Source organism: Nocardia yamanashiensis, from assembly GCF_021183565.1.
GTDB lineage: Bacteria > Actinomycetota > Actinomycetes > Mycobacteriales > Mycobacteriaceae > Nocardia > Nocardia yamanashiensis.
This window is the reverse complement of the sequence record NZ_CP089226.1, coordinates 3,413,007-3,429,677: the sequence shown is the minus strand read 5'-3', so window position 1 is coordinate 3,429,677 and position 16,671 is coordinate 3,413,007. Positions and strand designations below refer to the sequence as shown.

At 69.6% G+C, this 16,671-nt stretch carries 18 protein-coding genes; 15 read left to right on the top strand and 3 right to left on the bottom strand.

Translation table 11 applies throughout. From position 1 onward, the window contains the following. Positions 1-304: 304 nt before the first annotated feature. The 8 genes from LTV02_RS16535 to LTV02_RS16500 all read left to right on the top strand — a co-directional run bounded on the left by LTV02_RS16535 (position 305) and on the right by LTV02_RS16500 (position 6,642). Positions 305-1,141, top strand: a complete 837-nt coding sequence (locus tag LTV02_RS16535) for a hypothetical protein (RefSeq protein WP_233040846.1) — start codon at positions 305-307, stop codon at positions 1,139-1,141. Positions 1,142-1,200: 59 nt separating this feature from the next. Then, positions 1,201-1,785, top strand: coding sequence for a class F sortase (locus tag LTV02_RS16530; protein ID WP_233040845.1), 585 nt, complete (start codon positions 1,201-1,203; stop codon positions 1,783-1,785). A 570-nt stretch (positions 1,786-2,355) separates the two neighbouring features. Continuing rightward, positions 2,356-2,709: a GNAT family N-acetyltransferase gene (locus LTV02_RS39625; RefSeq protein WP_233040844.1), complete on the top strand. Its 354-nt coding sequence runs from the start codon at positions 2,356-2,358 to the stop codon at positions 2,707-2,709. A gap of 114 nt (positions 2,710-2,823) precedes the next feature. Beyond that, complete coding sequence (locus LTV02_RS16520; RefSeq protein WP_233040843.1) at positions 2,824-3,648, top strand: hypothetical protein; 825 nt, start codon at positions 2,824-2,826, stop codon at positions 3,646-3,648. Between the two features lie 60 nt (positions 3,649-3,708). After that, the gene (locus LTV02_RS16515) at positions 3,709-3,888 is read left to right on the top strand and encodes a hypothetical protein (RefSeq protein WP_233040842.1); all 180 of its coding nucleotides are present in this window, start codon (positions 3,709-3,711) and stop codon (positions 3,886-3,888) included. Positions 3,889-4,054: 166 nt separating this feature from the next. Beyond that, a complete protein-coding gene (locus tag LTV02_RS16510; protein WP_233040841.1) occupies positions 4,055-5,284 on the top strand; it encodes a DUF1576 domain-containing protein in 1,230 nt (409 codons plus the stop codon). Positions 5,285-5,354: 70 nt separating this feature from the next. Next, positions 5,355-5,984, top strand: coding sequence for a GNAT family N-acetyltransferase (locus LTV02_RS16505; RefSeq protein WP_233040840.1), 630 nt, complete (start codon positions 5,355-5,357; stop codon positions 5,982-5,984). Between the two features lie 85 nt (positions 5,985-6,069). Continuing rightward, a complete protein-coding gene (locus LTV02_RS16500) occupies positions 6,070-6,642 on the top strand; it encodes a TetR/AcrR family transcriptional regulator (RefSeq protein WP_233040839.1) in 573 nt (190 codons plus the stop codon). Positions 6,643-6,655: 13 nt separating this feature from the next. Here LTV02_RS16500 and LTV02_RS16495 read toward each other — a convergent pair whose 3' ends face one another. Then, positions 6,656-7,726, bottom strand: a complete 1,071-nt coding sequence (locus LTV02_RS16495; protein WP_233040838.1) for a polyprenyl synthetase family protein — start codon at positions 7,724-7,726, stop codon at positions 6,656-6,658. Between the two features lie 304 nt (positions 7,727-8,030). On the opposite strand from LTV02_RS16495, the gene LTV02_RS16490 reads away from it, so the two are divergent. After that, positions 8,031-9,356, top strand: a complete 1,326-nt coding sequence (locus LTV02_RS16490) for a cryptochrome/photolyase family protein (protein ID WP_233040837.1) — start codon at positions 8,031-8,033, stop codon at positions 9,354-9,356. Between the two features lie 34 nt (positions 9,357-9,390). Here LTV02_RS16490 and LTV02_RS16485 read toward each other — a convergent pair whose 3' ends face one another. After that, entirely contained in the window at positions 9,391-10,347 is a 957-nt protein-coding gene (locus LTV02_RS16485; RefSeq protein WP_233040836.1) for an SDR family NAD(P)-dependent oxidoreductase, read from the bottom strand. 150 nt (positions 10,348-10,497) lie between these two features. On the opposite strand from LTV02_RS16485, the gene LTV02_RS16480 reads away from it, so the two are divergent. Genes LTV02_RS16480 through LTV02_RS16455 form a run of 6 tightly spaced genes read left to right on the top strand, consistent with a single transcriptional unit; the run spans position 10,498 to position 15,721 of the window. Continuing rightward, positions 10,498-11,079, top strand: a complete 582-nt coding sequence (locus LTV02_RS16480; protein ID WP_233040835.1) for a lipocalin family protein — start codon at positions 10,498-10,500, stop codon at positions 11,077-11,079. After that, complete coding sequence (locus LTV02_RS16475) at positions 11,067-12,401, top strand: NAD(P)/FAD-dependent oxidoreductase (RefSeq protein WP_456299817.1); 1,335 nt, start codon at positions 11,067-11,069, stop codon at positions 12,399-12,401. The genes LTV02_RS16480 and LTV02_RS16475 overlap by 13 nt, the downstream gene beginning before the upstream one ends. Beyond that, a complete protein-coding gene (locus LTV02_RS16470) occupies positions 12,398-13,120 on the top strand; it encodes a DUF1365 domain-containing protein (protein ID WP_233040834.1) in 723 nt (240 codons plus the stop codon). The genes LTV02_RS16475 and LTV02_RS16470 overlap by 4 nt, the downstream gene beginning before the upstream one ends. Further along, positions 13,117-14,457 (top strand): SAM-dependent methyltransferase, encoded by a 1,341-nt coding sequence (locus LTV02_RS16465; RefSeq protein WP_233040833.1) that lies wholly within the window; start codon positions 13,117-13,119, stop codon positions 14,455-14,457. The genes LTV02_RS16470 and LTV02_RS16465 overlap by 4 nt, the downstream gene beginning before the upstream one ends. Further along, the gene (locus LTV02_RS16460) at positions 14,454-14,864 is read left to right on the top strand and encodes a hypothetical protein (protein WP_233040832.1); all 411 of its coding nucleotides are present in this window, start codon (positions 14,454-14,456) and stop codon (positions 14,862-14,864) included. Before LTV02_RS16465 ends, LTV02_RS16460 begins: the two co-directional genes overlap by 4 nt. Beyond that, on the top strand, positions 14,861-15,721 hold the full coding sequence (locus LTV02_RS16455) for a MerR family transcriptional regulator (RefSeq protein WP_233040831.1): 861 nt from the start codon (positions 14,861-14,863) through the stop codon (positions 15,719-15,721). The genes LTV02_RS16460 and LTV02_RS16455 overlap by 4 nt, the downstream gene beginning before the upstream one ends. A gap of 93 nt (positions 15,722-15,814) precedes the next feature. On the opposite strand, the gene LTV02_RS16450 is transcribed toward LTV02_RS16455, so the two are convergent. Continuing rightward, positions 15,815-16,669: a MerR family transcriptional regulator gene (locus tag LTV02_RS16450; RefSeq protein WP_233040830.1), complete on the bottom strand. Its 855-nt coding sequence runs from the start codon at positions 16,667-16,669 to the stop codon at positions 15,815-15,817. Positions 16,670-16,671 lie beyond the last annotated feature (2 nt).

Sequence of the window (16,671 nt, the reverse complement as noted above, 5' to 3'; positions counted from 1 at the left end):
GGCGATGAGACCGATCGCCGCTGTGCGTTGGACTTGTGCCGTCTCGGGCCCGGAACCTCGTATCGAGCTGGATTCGCTCATTGGTTACTGGAGAGCCATCCGGCAGCGCGGCCGCAGGTGTGCACTCTCGGTTCGTACGAGATGAGAATTTCATGATCGACATTCGAAAGAGCCGCCCGGTAGCGGTAACTGGATCTCGCGCCCGCATGGTGGGCGTCACCGCGATCGCGGTCTCGATGCTTGCCCTCGGCGCCCCCTGGCATTCGCCGATATTTCGCTGGATATCGATACCGGATCCGCCGGTTTGGGCGGCGTGCTCGGGTCGGGTTCCGGCGGAATCGATTCCGGCAGCGGTGCGATCGGGCTGGGGTCGGCCTCCGGCAGTGGCGACGCGCTCGCCGCCGGGAGCGCCGCCGCCCAGGACTCGGGGAGTGCGGCGGGTAGCGCGTCCGGGTCGGCGGCCGAATCCGGTGGTTCGGCCGGACTTCTCGGTATCGGGTCGGGGAGCGCGGGCGGCGGGCTCACCGGTAGTGCTGATGTTGGTGGTGCGGGGGTCGGCAGCGCGGGCGTGGGCAGTGCCGATGCGGGCAGTGCCGATGCGGGTAGTGCGGGTGCGGGTAGTGCGGGCGTGGGCAGCGCCGATGTGGGCACTGGTGGGGTTGGCAGCGGCGCGATCGGTTCTGCGGGCGTCGGCAGTGCGGCGGTGGGCAGTGCGGCGGTGGGCAGTGCGGCGGTGGGCAGTGCGGCGGTGGGTAGCGCGGCAGTGGGCAGCGCGGCCGCAGGCAGCGCAGCGGCAGGCAGCGCCGCTGGTGGCACGGCGATCGGGATCGGTTCCGGCAGTGGTGATTCCGGCCCCGGTGCGCAAGGCCATTCCGGTCAGCCGGCCGCCGACGGTCCGACGGCCCACCCGGTCCCGGGACGCCCTTCCTACCCCGGCGTGACGCCGCAGGCCCCCGAGTCCACGGGCAGCACCTCGAGCGCCGCAGGCTATCCGGTTCCGCTCGGACATCCCGAAACCGGAGCGGGCGGCGCGATGACCTCGGACAAGGCCATGCTCGGGTGCTTCGGCCTGCTGTCGCTGGCAGGGGCGGGCGTGCTGATATCGCGTACCGTACGCCGCTCCGATCCCGATGCGTCTTGATCCGTTGGAGGGCAACGGAAATGCCACCGAAGTACCGCTTCCGAATCCCACTCGCCTGGATGGCCGCAGCCATCTTGCTGATAGCGGGCGGCGCGCTCATCGACGCCGCCGGACCGACCCGGCAGCCGCCTCCGCTCTCCCACTCGGGCCCGCACGCGATCGGGCCACTGCCCGCAGCCCCCGCCCTCCCGCGCTCCGAACCAGCCACCCTCTCCATCCCGGCCCTCGGCCTCACCGCCGATCTGGACCACATCGGCATGAAACCCGATGGGACGGTGCAGGATCCGGTGACCTTCGAACGGCCCTCCTGGTACGACCTCGGAGCCGCCCCGGGTGAGCGCGGTTCGGCGGTGATCCTCGGCCACGTCGATTCCTACCGCGGCCCCGCGATCTTCTTCCGCCTGGGCGAACTCCGCGCGGGCGACGCCGTCGCCGTGACTCGCGCCGACGGCGCCACCGCCCGTTTCGTGGTCACTCGCACCGAAACCGTCCCCAAGGACGCTTTCCCGGCCCAGTCGGTCTACGCCGACCACGGCGACGCGGAACTCCAACTGGTCACCTGCGGAGGCGATTTCGATTCCGCCCGGCGCACCTACCGCGCCAACGTCATCGTGTACACCACCCTGGTGCGCACCTCCGGGTGACCCCGCAACCTACTTCCGGCTGCGGTATTCGGCGATCTCCCGGGCACGGAAGTCCATATTGTTCCCGTCATGGAAGAAGGCGAAGACGCCGGCCGTCGCAATCCCAGCGAGGATGACCGTTGCCATGGTGTACCACCCTTCGTCATTAGGCGTAGCGGATCTGACTGAAGGGTAAGTTCCTCGACCGCCCCCGGGCAATGCGATGGGATGGACCGCACAGCCACCCGCGAGTTGTTCACTTCGGACGCTGAATGTGATCTGCACCTACTTGCTCGAGCGGGCGATCAACGGGCCGAGATCATTTCCGGCGGCCCGCAAATGCCGGCCTGCCAGTGGCCGGATCTTCTAGATTCGGGTGGTGGCGAGGTACGCGGAGTTTCCGGCGAGTCTGTTGACCGAGCGGCTGCGGCTGCGACCTTGGCTTCCATCCGACGCCGAGGAACATCGTGCACTGTGGATCGAACGAGATGTACGCGCGCGACGCCGGATCGACGCGACCGGGCGGCCGACGGTCGAGGATATGCGCGCATGGGCGGTAGCCAACCCGATGGGTGCCGACCCCGGTCTCGGGTGCTTCCCATCGAACTTCGCAGCACCGGCGAGTTCATCGGTTACTGCGGCTTGATAGTCGGGCAGGGTTCCTTCGACGAACCGGAGATCGCCTACGAGTTGGCCCGGCGTGCTCACGGGTTCGGCTACGCGACCGAGGCGGCGCGCGCGGTTGTCGAGGCGGCTGAACGCACCGGCCGGCGGCGGCTGTGGGCGACGGTGCGGGAATGGAATACCGCCTCGTTACGGGTGCTGGAGAAGCTCGGCTTTGATCACAGCGGACGCGTAGACCCCGATCCCGAACGTGGCGCCTCGATCTGGATGACACGTGCGCTCTACCCGGAAGATCAACGGGCAGGGACCATTTCGAAGTGAGCGGACCCAGCGGTCCCCATGCCCGCGGCACGTCCCCGCTCAAAGTGACGGTATCCCTTCGGAGCCCGGCGCAAACTGATTGCGTCCCTGCATGAATCGGCACTGGAGTACGCCATGCTCGTTCTTACGGATCGCACCAAATCCGGCGGCACCGAGACCTTCCCGCAGAAGGACTTCAGGGAGGGGGCGAAGATCTTGGCGGACAGAGTCGATCCACCCACCAAATCGACCGGGGCGCTACACAAGTTGCTCACCCTCGTGACTCAGGTCTCCGTCGAAGACGCCGAGAGAACCTTTACCGAACAAGACGTCGCCTATGCCTATAACAAGCTGGTCCGGATGGCCAAGGCGCGGGTGCAGAGGTGGGAAGTCGATGCCGCCGCGTGTGAGGCGGCCTTGGCGAACAACGAGAATCGGCTGCTGGCGAACAACTTGAAACAGGCGCAGCAGAAGCAGGAAGCCCAGCTCGCCAACCTCGAGAAGGGTGAGTACGTAATAATCACCCGCGGCACCGATCCGACACAGGCGATCAACATCCTGGTCTACCAGACCTTCGGTGGCGTCATGCCGGGACCGGAGCGCACCGACGTTCCGACCGAGGCCGACGCCGGCGTGCAGACCGGTCACGGCATCAAGGTGACGAGTCAGGGACGGCTGGAGGAATGGTCCCTGGGCACCCTGACCGGATTCTCGACCGGCGGGTACATGCTCATCGCGGCCGCGAAACCGAGTGCGGTGCGTTTGCCCCCGGTGAACGTGCGCAAGTCCGGTGAAAGCGGGGTCACCGGATTCGCCGATCAACGCCTGATCGACGTCGCGATCCTCAATGCCGGGCCCAAAGCCACCGGCGATCCGCTGGAACGGGCGATCGAGGGCCTGTTGAAACAGGGGCAGGCCAACGCGGCAACCGCCTTACAAGACGCCCTCATGCAACACTGAAGGCGCTACCGCGTCCGGCTGTCCGCCGACATCGATTCCAGCGCAGCGGCATTCACCGCTGTGCTGGGTGCGGCACCGACCTTTCAGGGGCCGGATTTCGCCGCATTCGATGGCGGGATCATCTTGTCGTCGAAGCCGTGGGTCGGTCATCCGCTCGTCTTCTGGTCCGTCGACGACATCGCCGAGGCGCATGCCGGACTGGTCGCGGCCGGGAAAGGCGGCGGCCATCTCCACCGTTGACGGTCCGCCGCGTTTCGCTGCCTCAATCCGCAATCGGTGCGGGTGCAGCGGCGAAGATGGCCGGGAATGCGTTATCACCCGTCCGGGCGGAGGAAGGGGAACGTTGGCGAGTATCGAGGACCGGAATGGTCATCGGGCGCTGTTTGTGCTCATTGTGGGGATGTCGATGGCGTTCGTGGTTTTCGGGTTTGTCGTCGATGCTCCTGATGATGTGCTGCATGGGATCGGCGATATCGTGTTCGCCCGGGATCAGGTGATCACCGATTTCGTGGGGGTCGGTGGGCTCGGGGGAGCGTTCGTGCAGGCCGGGGTGGTGGCGTTGGTGGCTTGCGCGATTTATCGGGTTACCGGGGCCGTCGTGGACGGTGCGGCGGTGGCGTGCCTATTGCTGGTGCTCGGGACTGCGCTGTACGGCAAGACTCTGTTCAATATCTGGCCCGTGCTGCTGGGAGTTGCCCTGTATGCGTGGGTGCGTGGTGATCGGCTCGCCGATCATGTGTCGACGGCGTTCTTCGCCACGGCACTGTCGCCGATCTTCTCGGTGCTGGCTTTCACCACCAGGTTGCCGACGTGGGTGGGACTGGTGCTCGGGGTGGGCACCTCGGTGCTGATCGGGTTCGTGGTGCCGGCGGTGGCGCAGCGGCTTTTCCATACGCATGCCGGATTCAGTCTCTACAACATGGGATTCGTCGCCGGCGTGGTCGGGGCGGTGGTGGTGTCGGTGTACCGGGCCTTCGGGCTGCGCCCGCAACCGGAAATGGTGTGGACCTCGGGCAACGACGGGCCGCTGGCGATCCTGTTGATGGTGATCCTCGGCGCCACACTGATTTCCGCGTTCCTGTGCGATCGGTCGCCCTGGCGCGCCTACCGGCAATTGCTGCGTCGCGACGGTCGCGCCCCTTCGGACTTCCTCACCGGCGATGGCGCGGCCGCCGTACTGCTCAACATGGCGGTGATCGGCGCACTGGCAACCGGGTACGTATTCGTCATCGGCGCACACCTGAACGGCCCTGTGGTGGCGGGGATCCTGAGCGTCATGGGGTTCGGCGCCTGCGGCAAGCACGCGCTCAATATCGTGCCGATCGTCGCGGGCGTCGTGCTCGCGGGCTTGCTGAAGCCTTTCGAACTGACCGACCCGGGGCTGATCTGGGCCGCGCTGTACGGCACCTGCCTGGCGCCGATCGCCGGCCGATTCGGCCCGCACTGGGGCGTGGTGGCCGGTTTCTTCCACGCCTCCACCGCCCAGGTGACCGGCGCCCTGGTGGCCGGACTCAACCTGTACGGCAACGGGTTTGCCGCAGGCTTCGTCGCGGCGGTGGTGGCGCCGATCGCGGCCTTCCTCGCGCACCCGCGCCGCACTGCCGGCCGCCCCGAGGAACCGGTTCCGGCGGCCTGACCCCGCAGCCTCTGGACCAGCTCTCGCGATCCGTACCGCCGAGTGTGTTGGCAGGCAATAGCATTGCCGGGTGAGTGAATTCGGGCAGCGATGTGGGAGCGTTGTGCGGCGTGGCGAGCCGGGGGATTTCGCGGGGATCGCACGATTGCTGGGGGCGGCGTTCGAAGGCGATGGGCTGGCGCAGTGGACGCACCCGGGAGAGCGGGTGCGGGAGTGGCAGTTGCGGAGGGTGTTCGGGGCTTCGGCGCGAGGGATACGAGCCGCGGGCGATGGTGTCGATGTGGTTTCCGAGGCGACCGGCCAGTTGGTCGCGGGTGCGCTGTGGGCCAATCCGCATCGACTACCGCCGCGGGCCAGCTGGTTGGACCGGGTGAACACCCGAGTGGCCTATGGGGTTCGAGTGCGCCGGGCCATGAAGGCCACGACATTGATCTGGCAGGCGAATGTGGAGGAGCCGCACTGGCATTTGCTGGCGGTCGGCACCGCCGAGCACGCGCGAGGCCGCGGATACGGGGCCGCGCTCGTCGAGTACGGGCTGGAGCGCTGCCGGAACGAAGGCGTGGCCGCGCATCTGGAAACGGCGAACGCGGGCGACGTCCCGTACTTCGAGCGGTTCGGATTCGAGGTGAGCGGGGTACTGGATTTACCGGGCAAAGGCCCCAGGGTGTGGTTGATGCGGTCCGCGGCCGGCACGTCGTGAGCCGGCCGACTGTACTGTGAGGGGCCGAGGAGGTGGTCTCGTGGTGAACAGGCCGAGGGCCCGAGCTAATCGGGAGCGTCAGCGGGTGATCCTGTCCGCAGCGGCCGGATTGTTCGCTGCCTGCGGTTATCGCGCCGCCAGCATGGACGAGATCGCCTGCCGCGCGGGGATCAGCAAACCGGTTTTGTACAAGTCGTTCTCGAGCAAGCTGGAGCTGTATCTGGCGGTGCTGCACGAGGCCGTGCAGGTGCTGGAGGAGACGCTCGCCGCCGCGCTGGTGTCCGCCGAGGGCATGCAGGCGGTCACCGAGGCGATGGTGGCCGCCATCTTCGATTTCGCCGACGCCCATCCGCGCAGCGCCGCTCTGCTGGCCGATGCCGCGGTGGCCGAGGAACCTTCGGCCCAGCGCATGGCCCGCCAGGCCACCACGATCTGCACGGGGGCGCTGCTGCAAGCCTCGGCGGCGCAGCCTTTGGCGCGCGCCGAGCACGGCTGGCTGATCGCGGCGGAGGTGGTGGCCATCGCGCAGTCCTGTGCTCGGCACTGGGCGATCACCGGCAAGCCCCTGCCCAAGCCCGACGCCGTCGCCACGACCGCCGGACTGTGCTGGACGGGGCTCGCCGGCGTGCGATTGGCGCGCGCGGGCGGCTCGGCCTAGCGGCGATCGGCCGTCAGGGCAGACGCTGCCGGAAATCCGGAACGGCGGTGGCGATTTCACGCAGCGCCGCCGTCGTGGACGGTGGAAACGGCGCGCCCGCCAGCACCGCCGCGGCCGCCGACCGGCGGTCGCCTATCAACTCCTGCACCGTGGAAAGCGCTGTCGCCGAGATGATTTCGCGACAGTCCGCGGAATCGTGCTCGTCCAGGCGCGGGTTTCCGGCCAGACCGCGCAGCCGATCCTGCTGCACCGGCTCGGCCTGCCGCAGCGTCAGCGCCAGCAGCACGGTGTGTTTCCCATCCCGCAGATCGCCCGAACCGGTATCCGGGTGCCCGAAAACACCGTCGAGTTCGGCGCGCAACCCGAACGCTTCGCCGACCGGCCGGGCATAGTCCGACAGCGCCGTCAGCACCTCGCGATCGGCCCCGGCCAGCCGCGCGCCCAGGTGCAGCGGATGCTCGACCCCGCACGCGACCTGCCGGAAATGGATGATCTCCCAAGCCTGTTCGAGATCGGCGGACGGCCGGCCGGTGGTCAGCAATTCGAGATAGCGCGCATAGCCGAAGTCGGTGCGCATGGCATCGAACACCGCTGCCGCACCGCCGTCCTCGGCCCCGGCGCTGTGCAACAACTCCTGCGCCCATGCCAGGCCGCAGTCACCGATGATGACCGCGGCGCGCGCACCCAACCGCTCCGGCGGCGTCCAGCCGCGGGTGCCCCGGCAACGGTCGGCCACGGTGTGGTGCACGGTCGGCCGCCCATTGCGGATGCCGACGCCCTGCAGCATGTCGTCCTGGATGCGGGTCGCGGCCTGCAGCAATTCGACAGCCGCGGCGCCGCGCACCACCCGCTCGGGGAGTCCGGCGCCGCCGCCCGCCTGCCAGCCGAGTACGCAGAACAGGGCGTGCCGGCGCGCCCCGGCGGCGAACAGGAACGATCGCACGGTGTCGACCAGGTCTCTGGGCAGGCGGCGGGCGGCGGCGGATTCGGCTTTGCGATCCAGGAATTCGTGCAGCGCCGCGTCCACTCGTTCGCGGACAACCGCCGGGGTCGTGGGGGAGTCGATCGCCGTGGTCACGCTCATCACCGTCTCCATTCCTGCGCGTCGAACTGCTTCCAAGGGGTTGCGCACCAGAGCATTCCGCTGCCGAGTCGAACCGGCCGGAGGGGGAGCTTAAAGAGAGTGTAATGGTGGATTCGATGGGTGGTAAAGCTCGAACATGGGCCAACAGTGGTGGCTGGACCCGTTCCGCCGGTTCGGAGCACTTGCGCCGCAGCGTGTTTGAAACGGCGGCGGTTTGAATGCCGACCCGCGGCCGGTGTGAGAAGCGGGTGCGACATACCCGACATTGCATCGATTGTGAATCGATATGTGTTTATGGTGGTGTATGACCGCATCCATCGCACTGTTCACCCGAGACCTGCGCGTGCACGACAACCCGGCGCTGACGGCCGCCTGCGCGGACGGTGACGCGGTGGTGCCGCTGTTCGTGCTCGATACCGAACTGCTCGACAAGGTCCGCCACGCGCCGAACCGGATGCGATTCCTCGTCGCCGCCCTGTCCGAACTCGATGCCGAACTGCGGTCGCGCGGCGGGCGGCTGATCGTGCGGCGCGGCCGGATCGCCGAGGTGGTCGCCCAGGTCGCGCGCGAGGTGCGAGCGCACCGGGTGCACCTGGCGGCCGACGTCACCAGCTACAGCGTGGAACGCTCGGCGGCGCTGCGGGACCGGCTCGCCGAGATCCGCTGCGACCTGCGCCCGCACCCGGCATCGATCACCGCGGTCGATGCGACCGCGCTCCGTCCGGACACCGGCCGCACCCATTACGCGATCTTCACCCCGTACTTCCGCCGCTGGCTCGATACGCCCATGCGCCGGCCGCTCGCCGCCCCGAAAGCGCTGACCGTGCCGGCTGTCGAGAGCGTGGAGATCCCCGCTCCCGGCGAACTGTGCGCCGATCCCGGTTCCCCGTCGCTGGCCGTCGGCGGCGAGACCACCGGCCGGAAACTGCTCGCGCAGTGGCTGTCCGGTCCCGTGCGGCAGTACGAGGCGACCAAGGACCTGCCCGCGCACGACGGCACCTCCGGTCTGTCGCCCTACCTGCACTTCGGCTGCCTGTCCGCCGCGGAGATCGTCCACCGCACCGACGCTGCCGATCCGGGCGGGCTCGCCTTCGTCCGGCAGATCGCCTGGCGCGACTTCTATCACCAGGTCCTGGCCGATCGCCCCGAAGTCGCCGTCGAGGACTACCGGCCCGCGTTCGAACCGTGGCAGCGCGATCCGCACGCGGTCGCCGCCTGGAAAGCGGGCCGCACCGGCCTGCCCATGGTCGACGCGGGCATGCGCCAACTCACGGAGCAGGGCTGGATGCCGGGACGGGCGCGGTTGATCGCGGCCAGCTTCCTGGTCAAGACCCTGCGCATCGATTGGCGTATCGGCGCCCGGCATTTCGAACGCTGGCTGGTGGACGGCGATATCGCCAACAATCGGATGAACTGGCAGTGGATGGCCGGCACCGGCACCGACACCCGCTCCAGCCGGGTGCTCAATCCGCTGCGGCAGGCCGAACGCTTCGATCCGGACGGCGATTACGTACGGCGCTGGCTGCCGGAGCTCGCCGGGCTGCCGGGCGCGGAGATCCACCGGCCGTGGCGGGCGGGCATGCTGAGCGGTGACTATCCGCCGCCGATCGTCGAATTCAACGGTATGTGAGAACCGAGCGGCCACAACGGAATTCGAACGGCGTTCAGCCCACCGGGACCCCGGCCGCGGCAGCGCACCAGCGCCACAGCCGCTCGCGGTCGGCCCGCGTTTCTCGGGTCCAGGGCAGGTAGTGCTCGGGCCGGGCCCGGCGATCGTGCCAGAAGCGGCCCGAAGGCACGTCGGTGGCGGCCAGCCAGAGCGCGGTGTCCGCGCCTTCGGCCGGGGTGCGCAGCAGCGGGCCCGTCAGCGCCCGGAACCTCGGCAGCGAGGCCGCGACCCCCGGGGTGTCGACCCAGCCCGGATGCATGCAGTGCACCGAGATCCCCTGTCCGGCATAGCGTTCGGCCAGCACCGGGGTCAACGCCACCTGCATGCGCTTGGTGCGTGCGTACGCGGTCGCACCGCGATAGTCCCCGCCGCGGTATTCGAAGTCGTCGACCGGCAGCCGCTGAGTGTACATACCGCCCGACGACACCGTGATGACGCGACCGTTCTCGGCGCGGGCCAGCGCCGGAGCGAGCAGCTCGGTGAGCAGTACGGGGCCGAGAATGTGGGTGGCCAAACAGCTTTCGTGCCCCTGCGGGCTCTCCGTGCGCGCGGCGGGCAGCACCCCGGCATTGTGGATCAGCAGGTCGAGCCGATCACCCGCATCGAGCTGATCGACCGCGAACCGCCAGACGTCCGAAAGATCGGACACGTCACACAGTTCGACGGTCAGCCGGGCATCCGGTACCGCGGCGACGATGTCCGCCGCCGCGAGCGCGCCGCGCGCCGGATCCCGGACCGCCATGGTCACCGCCGCGCCAAGACCTGCCAATCCCGTGGCGATCGCCTTGCCGATCCCGGAGTTCGCACCGGTGACCAGCGCGGTCCGGCCGCGCAAGGCGTCCGGCGGCAGCGGCGTCCACCAGCGATTCCGGATCTGGAATCCGAGGCGTCCGTAGCCGAGCGCCACGGTGCGGTCCAGGACGGTGTCGACGACGGTGGGCAAATCGGCCATGGCGCGCTTCTCCTGCGATGGGACGGGGCGATGCGGCGACCGGTGAGTTCGTTTCACCAAAACGTTGCATCGTTTGTGCATCGATTGCATGATAGCGTCGTAGTCGCGACCCGGACAGCCCACCGGATCGCCGAACCGGCGGAGGACACCATGACCACCCCCTCATCCCTTGCCCGCATCGGGACGGCCGTCATCGCGGCCGCCGCCCTCTCCTTCGCGGCCGGCGGCACCGCCACCGCCGCACCCCCGGCCCCCGTGCCGAACCTGGACACCCAGCGCTATCTGGGCACCTGGCTGCAACTGGCCGCGATCCCGCAACCGTTCAACCTGCTGTGCGCCCGTGACACCCGTGCCGTCTACGAGCCCGCGCCCACGGGATTGACCGTGCGCAATTCGTGCACCACCTGGCTGGGCGCCCGCGACGAACTCACCGGCACCGCCCGCGTCAACGATCCGGAAACCAATGCCCAACTGGGCGTGTCCTTCCGGGGCGAAACCGCACCCGCCACCAACTACATCGTCACCGCCCTGGACCCCGGCTACGGGTGGGCGGTCGTCGTGAACCCCGAGCGCACGGCCGGATTCGTGCTCTCGCGCACCCCGGATCCCGATGCCGCGCAATGGGCCGCCATCCGGTCCGGGCTGGACGCGGCCGGCGTCGACTCCTGCCTGCTGCTCACCTCCCCGGTCACCGGCGGCTTCGAGGGGATCGAGCCGCTGTGCGCGCGCTGACGGGAGAGCGCCGCCGGGTCGCGGTGATCGGCAGCGGAGTGGCCGGGCTGACCGCCGCCTGGGTGCTGGCCCGCGATTGCGAAGTCGTGCTCTACGAAGCGGATTCGCGGCTCGGCGGGCATGCGCACACGCACTGCGTGCCCGCGCACGCCGACGGCACGGGTGAGTTGCTGGGCCTGGACTCCGGGTTCATCGTGCACAACGACCGCACCTATCCGACGCTGCTGCGCCTGTTCGGTGAATTGGGCGTCCGCACCCAGGAATCCGATATGTCGATGTCGATTCGGTGTGATGGCTGCGGCCTCGAATACGCCGGGGCGAAAGGCGCGCGGGGACTGTTCCCGGAGCCGAGCACGCTCACCCGCGGCCCGTATCTGCGCATGCTCGGCGAGATCATCCGATTCCATCGCCTGGCCCGCGCCGAACTCGACGCACCCGGCGACGAACACCGCACCCTGGGCGAATTCCTCAGTGCCGGGGCATTTTCCGCCTATTTCACCGCCCATTTCATGGTGCCGGTGGTGGCCGCGGTGTGGTCGTGCCCGCCCCGACTCGCACTGCGCTACCCGGCCCGCTACCTGTTCACCTTCCTCGAGCATCACGGCATGCTCACCGTGTTCGGTTCACCGGCCTGGCGCACCGTGTCCGGCGGCTCCGGGACCTATGTGCGGGCCGTCGCGGCGGGGGTGCGTGAGGTGCGGTCCGGGGTGCCGGTGCGGACGGTGCATCGCGCCGCCCGCACGGTGGCCGTCCGCGACGACGCCGATCACGTGGACTTCTTCGACGCCGCCGTGATCGCCACCCACCCCGCTCAGGCGCTGCGCATGCTGGATGCCCCGACCGCCGCCGAATCCGAACTGCTTGCCGCACTGCCCTATTCGACCAATCGGACCGTCCTGCACACGGACGTGTCGGTACTGCCCCGGCGTAGCGGTGCGCGGGCGTCGTGGAACTACCGGCTCCCGCATTGCACGGCCGCCCCGGATCGGGTGCTGGTCAGCTACGACCTGACCCGCCTGCAAAGGCTGCCCGTCACCGGCCGCCGGTTCCTGGTCACCCTCGGCGACGGCGATCAGGTCGCACCGGACGCGGAGCTGGCCACCATGACCTACGAGCATCCGCAGTACACGCCCGAATCGATGGCAGCCCGGCGGCGGCTGCCCGAAATCGGTGACCACATCGTCGCTTTCGCCGGTGCGTATCACGGCTGGGGCTTCCACGAGGACGGGGCGCTGTCGGGATTGCGCGCCGCCGAACGCATCGGCGGCCGGTGGAGCACCCGGCCGACCATCTCGCTGCCGTCCGCACAGGAAGTGCCGTGACCCGGGCTCGCCTGGTGCGCACCGTGATTCGTCACGGTCGCCGCGAACCGCTGCGGCACGCCTTCGCCTACCGCAGTTACAGCTGGCTGGTGGATGTCGACGAACTGCCCTCTCTCCCATGGCCACTGCGCATGTTCGCCGGATTCCAGGCCCGGGATCATCTCGGCGACCCCGAGGCGACCGTGCGCGAGAACATCACCAGCTACCTCGCGGGCGAGGGCATCGAACTCGATGGCGGCCGCATCCTGATGCTCACCAATGCCCGGGTGCTGGGCTACGTGTTCAACCCGCTCACCGTGTACTGGTGTCACGACGGCACCGGCGCGCTGCGCTGCGTGGTCGCGGAGGTGCACAACACCTACGGCGGCAGGCATCGCTACCTGGTGCCGGACGCGAATGCCGTGGTCGGCAAACAGTTCTACGTCTCGCCGTTCAACCCCGTCGCCGGTCGCTACCGATTGCGCCTGCCCGTGCCCGATACCCGCCTGCGGCTGGCGATCGTGCTCGAGGCGCCGGACGGCGCCACCCGATTCGCCGCCACCGTCCACGGGCAGGTGCACCCCGCGCATCCACGGACCGTGCTCCGCGTCCTGTGCGCGCATCCGCTCGAGACCTGGCGGATCGCCGCTCTCATCCGCTGGCAGGGCGTGCGGTTGCGCGCTCGCGGCCTGCCGATCTTCCCCCGCACCCGGTCCCTGTCCCAGGAGGCTCTGTCATGACCACCATTTCGTGCGCGGCCGATACCGCACCCCGCGCCACGGCCGATCCCGCGCCGCCCACCCCGCCCGATCCGCAGTCAGCGCGATGGCCAGTACCGCGTGGTGTGCGCGCCGCCGTCGGCCGCCCCGTGGTCATGGCGTTGTTCGAGCGTGCGGTGCGACGACTTCCGCTCCGGGTCGAGTTGCCAGGCCGCAGCTCGATCGGCGGCGGCGTCCACGATCCGGCGGCTCCGCACATGGTGCTGCACGACCCGGACGCGTTCGCGGCCCGGATCGCCGTCAGCGGGCTCATCGGCTTCGGCGAGTCCTACATGCTCGGCGAATGGTCGGCCCCGGATCCGGCCGCCGTGCTCACCGTGCTGGCCACGGACCTCGGCCGGTTGATTCCCGTTCCGCTGCAGGTCTTCCGGTCGCTGCTGCTGCCGGGCCGGCCGCGCCGGACTCGCGCCACTCCGGATGGTGCGCGCGGCAACGCGGCCTATCACTACGACCTGTCCAACGACTTCTTCGCGCTGTTCCTGGACGAAACCATGACCTACTCCGCCGCTCTGTTCGACCGGCTCGAACCGGCGCCGGTCTGGGACGATCTGGCGCGGGCCCAGCGCAACAAGGTCGATCGCCTGCTCGACGGCGCGGCGGTCGGCCCGGGCAGCACCGTGCTCGAAATCGGCACCGGCTGGGGCGAACTCGCCATTCGAGCCGCTCAGCGCGGAGCGACCGTCCGCTCCATCACGCTCTCCGCGCAGCAGCAGCGGCTGGCACGAGAGCGCGTGGCCGCGGCGGGCGTCGCCGACCGGGTGACCATCGATCTGCTCGACTATCGCGATGTCGAGGGGCGATACGACGCGGTCGTCTCGGTGGAGATGATCGAAGCCGTCGGCTACAGCTACCTGCCCGGCTATCTCACCACCCTCGAACGAGTGCTCGCGCCGGGCGGGCGGATCGCGCTCCAAGCCATCACCATGCCGCACGACCGGATGCTTGCCAGCCGCGATACCCACACCTGGGTACAGAAGTACATCTTCCCGGGCGGCTTCCTGCCATCGGAAACCCTGCTGCGGCAACTGCTTTCCCGGCACACCGGGCTCGAGATCGCCGACCGGCTGTCGCTCGGCCTCCACTACGCGCACACGCTGCGCCTGTGGGAAGCGCGCTTCGCTTCCGCCGAACGGGAAGTCGACGCCCTCGGTTTCGACGAGATCTTCCGGCGCATGTGGCGGCTGTATCTCACCTATTCCGAGGCCGGATTCCGGGCGGGATACCTCGATGCGCTGCAACTGGTCCTGCATCACCGGGACAGCCGCCCCGAGCGCACCGGGACGGCGGTGACGCGATGAATCCCTCCGTCCCGCTGCGTGTACTGGGCGTCGCGACCGCCGCATACGGTGCGGCGGTCGCCGTCCGGCCCGAAATCCTGTTGCGCCCCGCGGGATTGGGCATCGGCGCCGAGCCGGAGCTCCGCGCGCTCGCCCGCATGGTCGCGCTCCGCGATCTCGCCTCCGGCCTGGCGCTGGCCGTGGCCCGGAACCGCCCCGCGCGTACCGCCGCGGTCGCCGTGCGCATCGCCTCCGATGCCGCCGACACCGCGGTGTTCGCCCACGCTCTCGCCGGCCGCGCCGAACGCCCGAAAGCCCTTGCGGTAACCACGATCTGGGGGCTGCTGTCCGCGGCGGCCGCGGTGTACGAATATCAGGGCGGATCCCATCGGGGAGGCCGTGCGGCGGCGGGTGTCCGGCGACCATGACGGCCGCGGAACGGGGACCGGACACCGTCACGGAATTCACCGTCGGCACCGCCGCGCGGCGGCTGGGCATCCCGGTCGCCACCCTGCGCAGCTGGAATCAGCGCTACGGTCTCGGCCCCCAGCAACACCTCCCGGGCCGCCACCGCTACTACACGCTCGCCGATCTGGCCGTCCTGGCCCGGATGGTCGAACTGGTCCGCGCCGGCGCCACCCCCGCCAGCGCGGCGCAGGCGGCACGCGTACTGCTCACTCCCGCACCGGAACCCGGCGCGCTCGAACCCGTGCTCGCGGCCACCGAACGCATGGACGTGACCAGGCTGCTCGACCTGCTCTCCGCCCACCTCACCCACCACGGCGTCACCGCCACCTGGAACACCCTGTGCCGTCCGGCCTTCGCGCACATAGTCACTCGCCAGGACGCCGGCGAAGGCTACATCGACGTCGAACACCTCCTGTCCTGGGCATTGACCACCAGCCTGCACCGCTGCGTCCCCCGCCTGGCCGAACCCGCGGGCGCCCGTGGTCTCGTACTCGCCTGCGCTCCCGGCGAACGCCACGTCCTGCCCCTGGAAATCCTGCGCGCCGCCCTCGCCGAACAAGGCCGCGCCGCACTGTTACTCGGAGCCGACGTCCCCGCCACCGCTCTCGCGCAATCCCTCTCGCGCCGCGGCCCCCACGCCGGGGTGGTGCTGTGGTCACAAACCCCCGGCACGGCGCACCCCGAGGCCGCCACCGCCGCCGGCCCCGGCCCCGTCTGGCTCGCCGGTCCCGGCTGGAACCACTCACACGCCGCTTCCGGCCGGCAGTTGCTCAGCTCCCTGGAAGAGGCGGTGACCGCACTGACGGGCCCTGCATGACCGCTGCTCGCCCGAACCCGTTGCTGCGCACGAGCAGTCGCCGCACCGGCAGCTTGCCGGGTCCGCATCGCTGCTCTGTCCGGACGGTCGCCGCTACTCCCCGCCGGCTCCGGCGAGCTGTTCGATCGCGTCGGTGAGCGAGGCGATCGGCACCACCGCCGTGGGCAGAATCAGACTGTCCCAGCCCGGACCGCCCACGAACACCCGGGCACCGGCATCCAGGCACGCGCGGATCGCCGAGGTCAGCGCCGTCGATTCCTGCTGTGACCACAGCATGACGGTCGCCGGAGCCGGGATACGGGCCAAAGTGTCGGCGAGGGCGTCGCCGGGCACGTTCGGCCCGAGCATGCGCGCTCCCACCCCGCGCTCGGCCAGCGCTGCCCGCAACACCTCCAGCGGCAGCGCATGGGTTTCCCCGCTGGTGCAGGCCATCACCAGGGCGCCGCCGCTCGCCACCGGCGGCACCCCGCGATGCAGCACCGCGGTAATGCACCACGACAGCAGATGCTCGACATCGACGCACCCCTCGCCGCCGAGCTGCCGCGCCACCACCTCCGCGAAAGCCGGACGGCACAACCGATCCCACGTCTCCACCACCCCGTACGCGTGCAGATGCTTCTCCAGCAGCTCGCACACCACCGCGGTATCGAGCGTGAACGCCGCCGCCAGCAACGCATCCCGATCCCCGAACGACAATGCCGGCCCCCGAGCAGCCACCGCCGCCCCCGCCGGCGTCGATCCCGCCCGAATCAGCTCGGTCATCCGCTCCAGCACCATCACATCGGCCTCGCTGTAGAGCCGATGCCGCCCCGGCCGATCCTGCCGCGGCCCGATCCCGTACCGCCGATTCCAGCTGCGCAGCGTCGCCGTCGGAATGCCGAGCCGCTCGGCCACGGTGCGGACCGAGTAGCCGGCCTGATCCGGAGCGGGCGTCGAACGGGAGGACATGA

Coding starts and splice junctions, on each gene's coding strand:
- LTV02_RS16530 (WP_233040845.1), top strand. CDS start 1,201: ATGGCCGCAGCCATCTTGCTGATAGCGGGCGGCGCGCTCATCGACGCC.
- LTV02_RS16465 (WP_233040833.1), top strand. CDS start 13,117: ATGACCACCATTTCGTGCGCGGCCGATACCGCACCCCGCGCCACGGCC.
- LTV02_RS16455 (WP_233040831.1), top strand. CDS start 14,861: ATGACGGCCGCGGAACGGGGACCGGACACCGTCACGGAATTCACCGTC.
- LTV02_RS16485 (WP_233040836.1), bottom strand. CDS start 10,347: ATGGCCGATTTGCCCACCGTCGTCGACACCGTCCTGGACCGCACCGTG.
- LTV02_RS16495 (WP_233040838.1), bottom strand. CDS start 7,726: ATGAGCGTGACCACGGCGATCGACTCCCCCACGACCCCGGCGGTTGTC.
- LTV02_RS16510 (WP_233040841.1), top strand. CDS start 4,055: ATGGCGTTCGTGGTTTTCGGGTTTGTCGTCGATGCTCCTGATGATGTG.
- LTV02_RS16490 (WP_233040837.1), top strand. CDS start 8,031: ATGACCGCATCCATCGCACTGTTCACCCGAGACCTGCGCGTGCACGAC.
- LTV02_RS16450 (WP_233040830.1), bottom strand. CDS start 16,669: ATGTCCTCCCGTTCGACGCCCGCTCCGGATCAGGCCGGCTACTCGGTC.
- LTV02_RS16460 (WP_233040832.1), top strand. CDS start 14,454: ATGAATCCCTCCGTCCCGCTGCGTGTACTGGGCGTCGCGACCGCCGCA.
- LTV02_RS16520 (WP_233040843.1), top strand. CDS start 2,824: ATGCTCGTTCTTACGGATCGCACCAAATCCGGCGGCACCGAGACCTTC.
- LTV02_RS16480 (WP_233040835.1), top strand. CDS start 10,498: ATGACCACCCCCTCATCCCTTGCCCGCATCGGGACGGCCGTCATCGCG.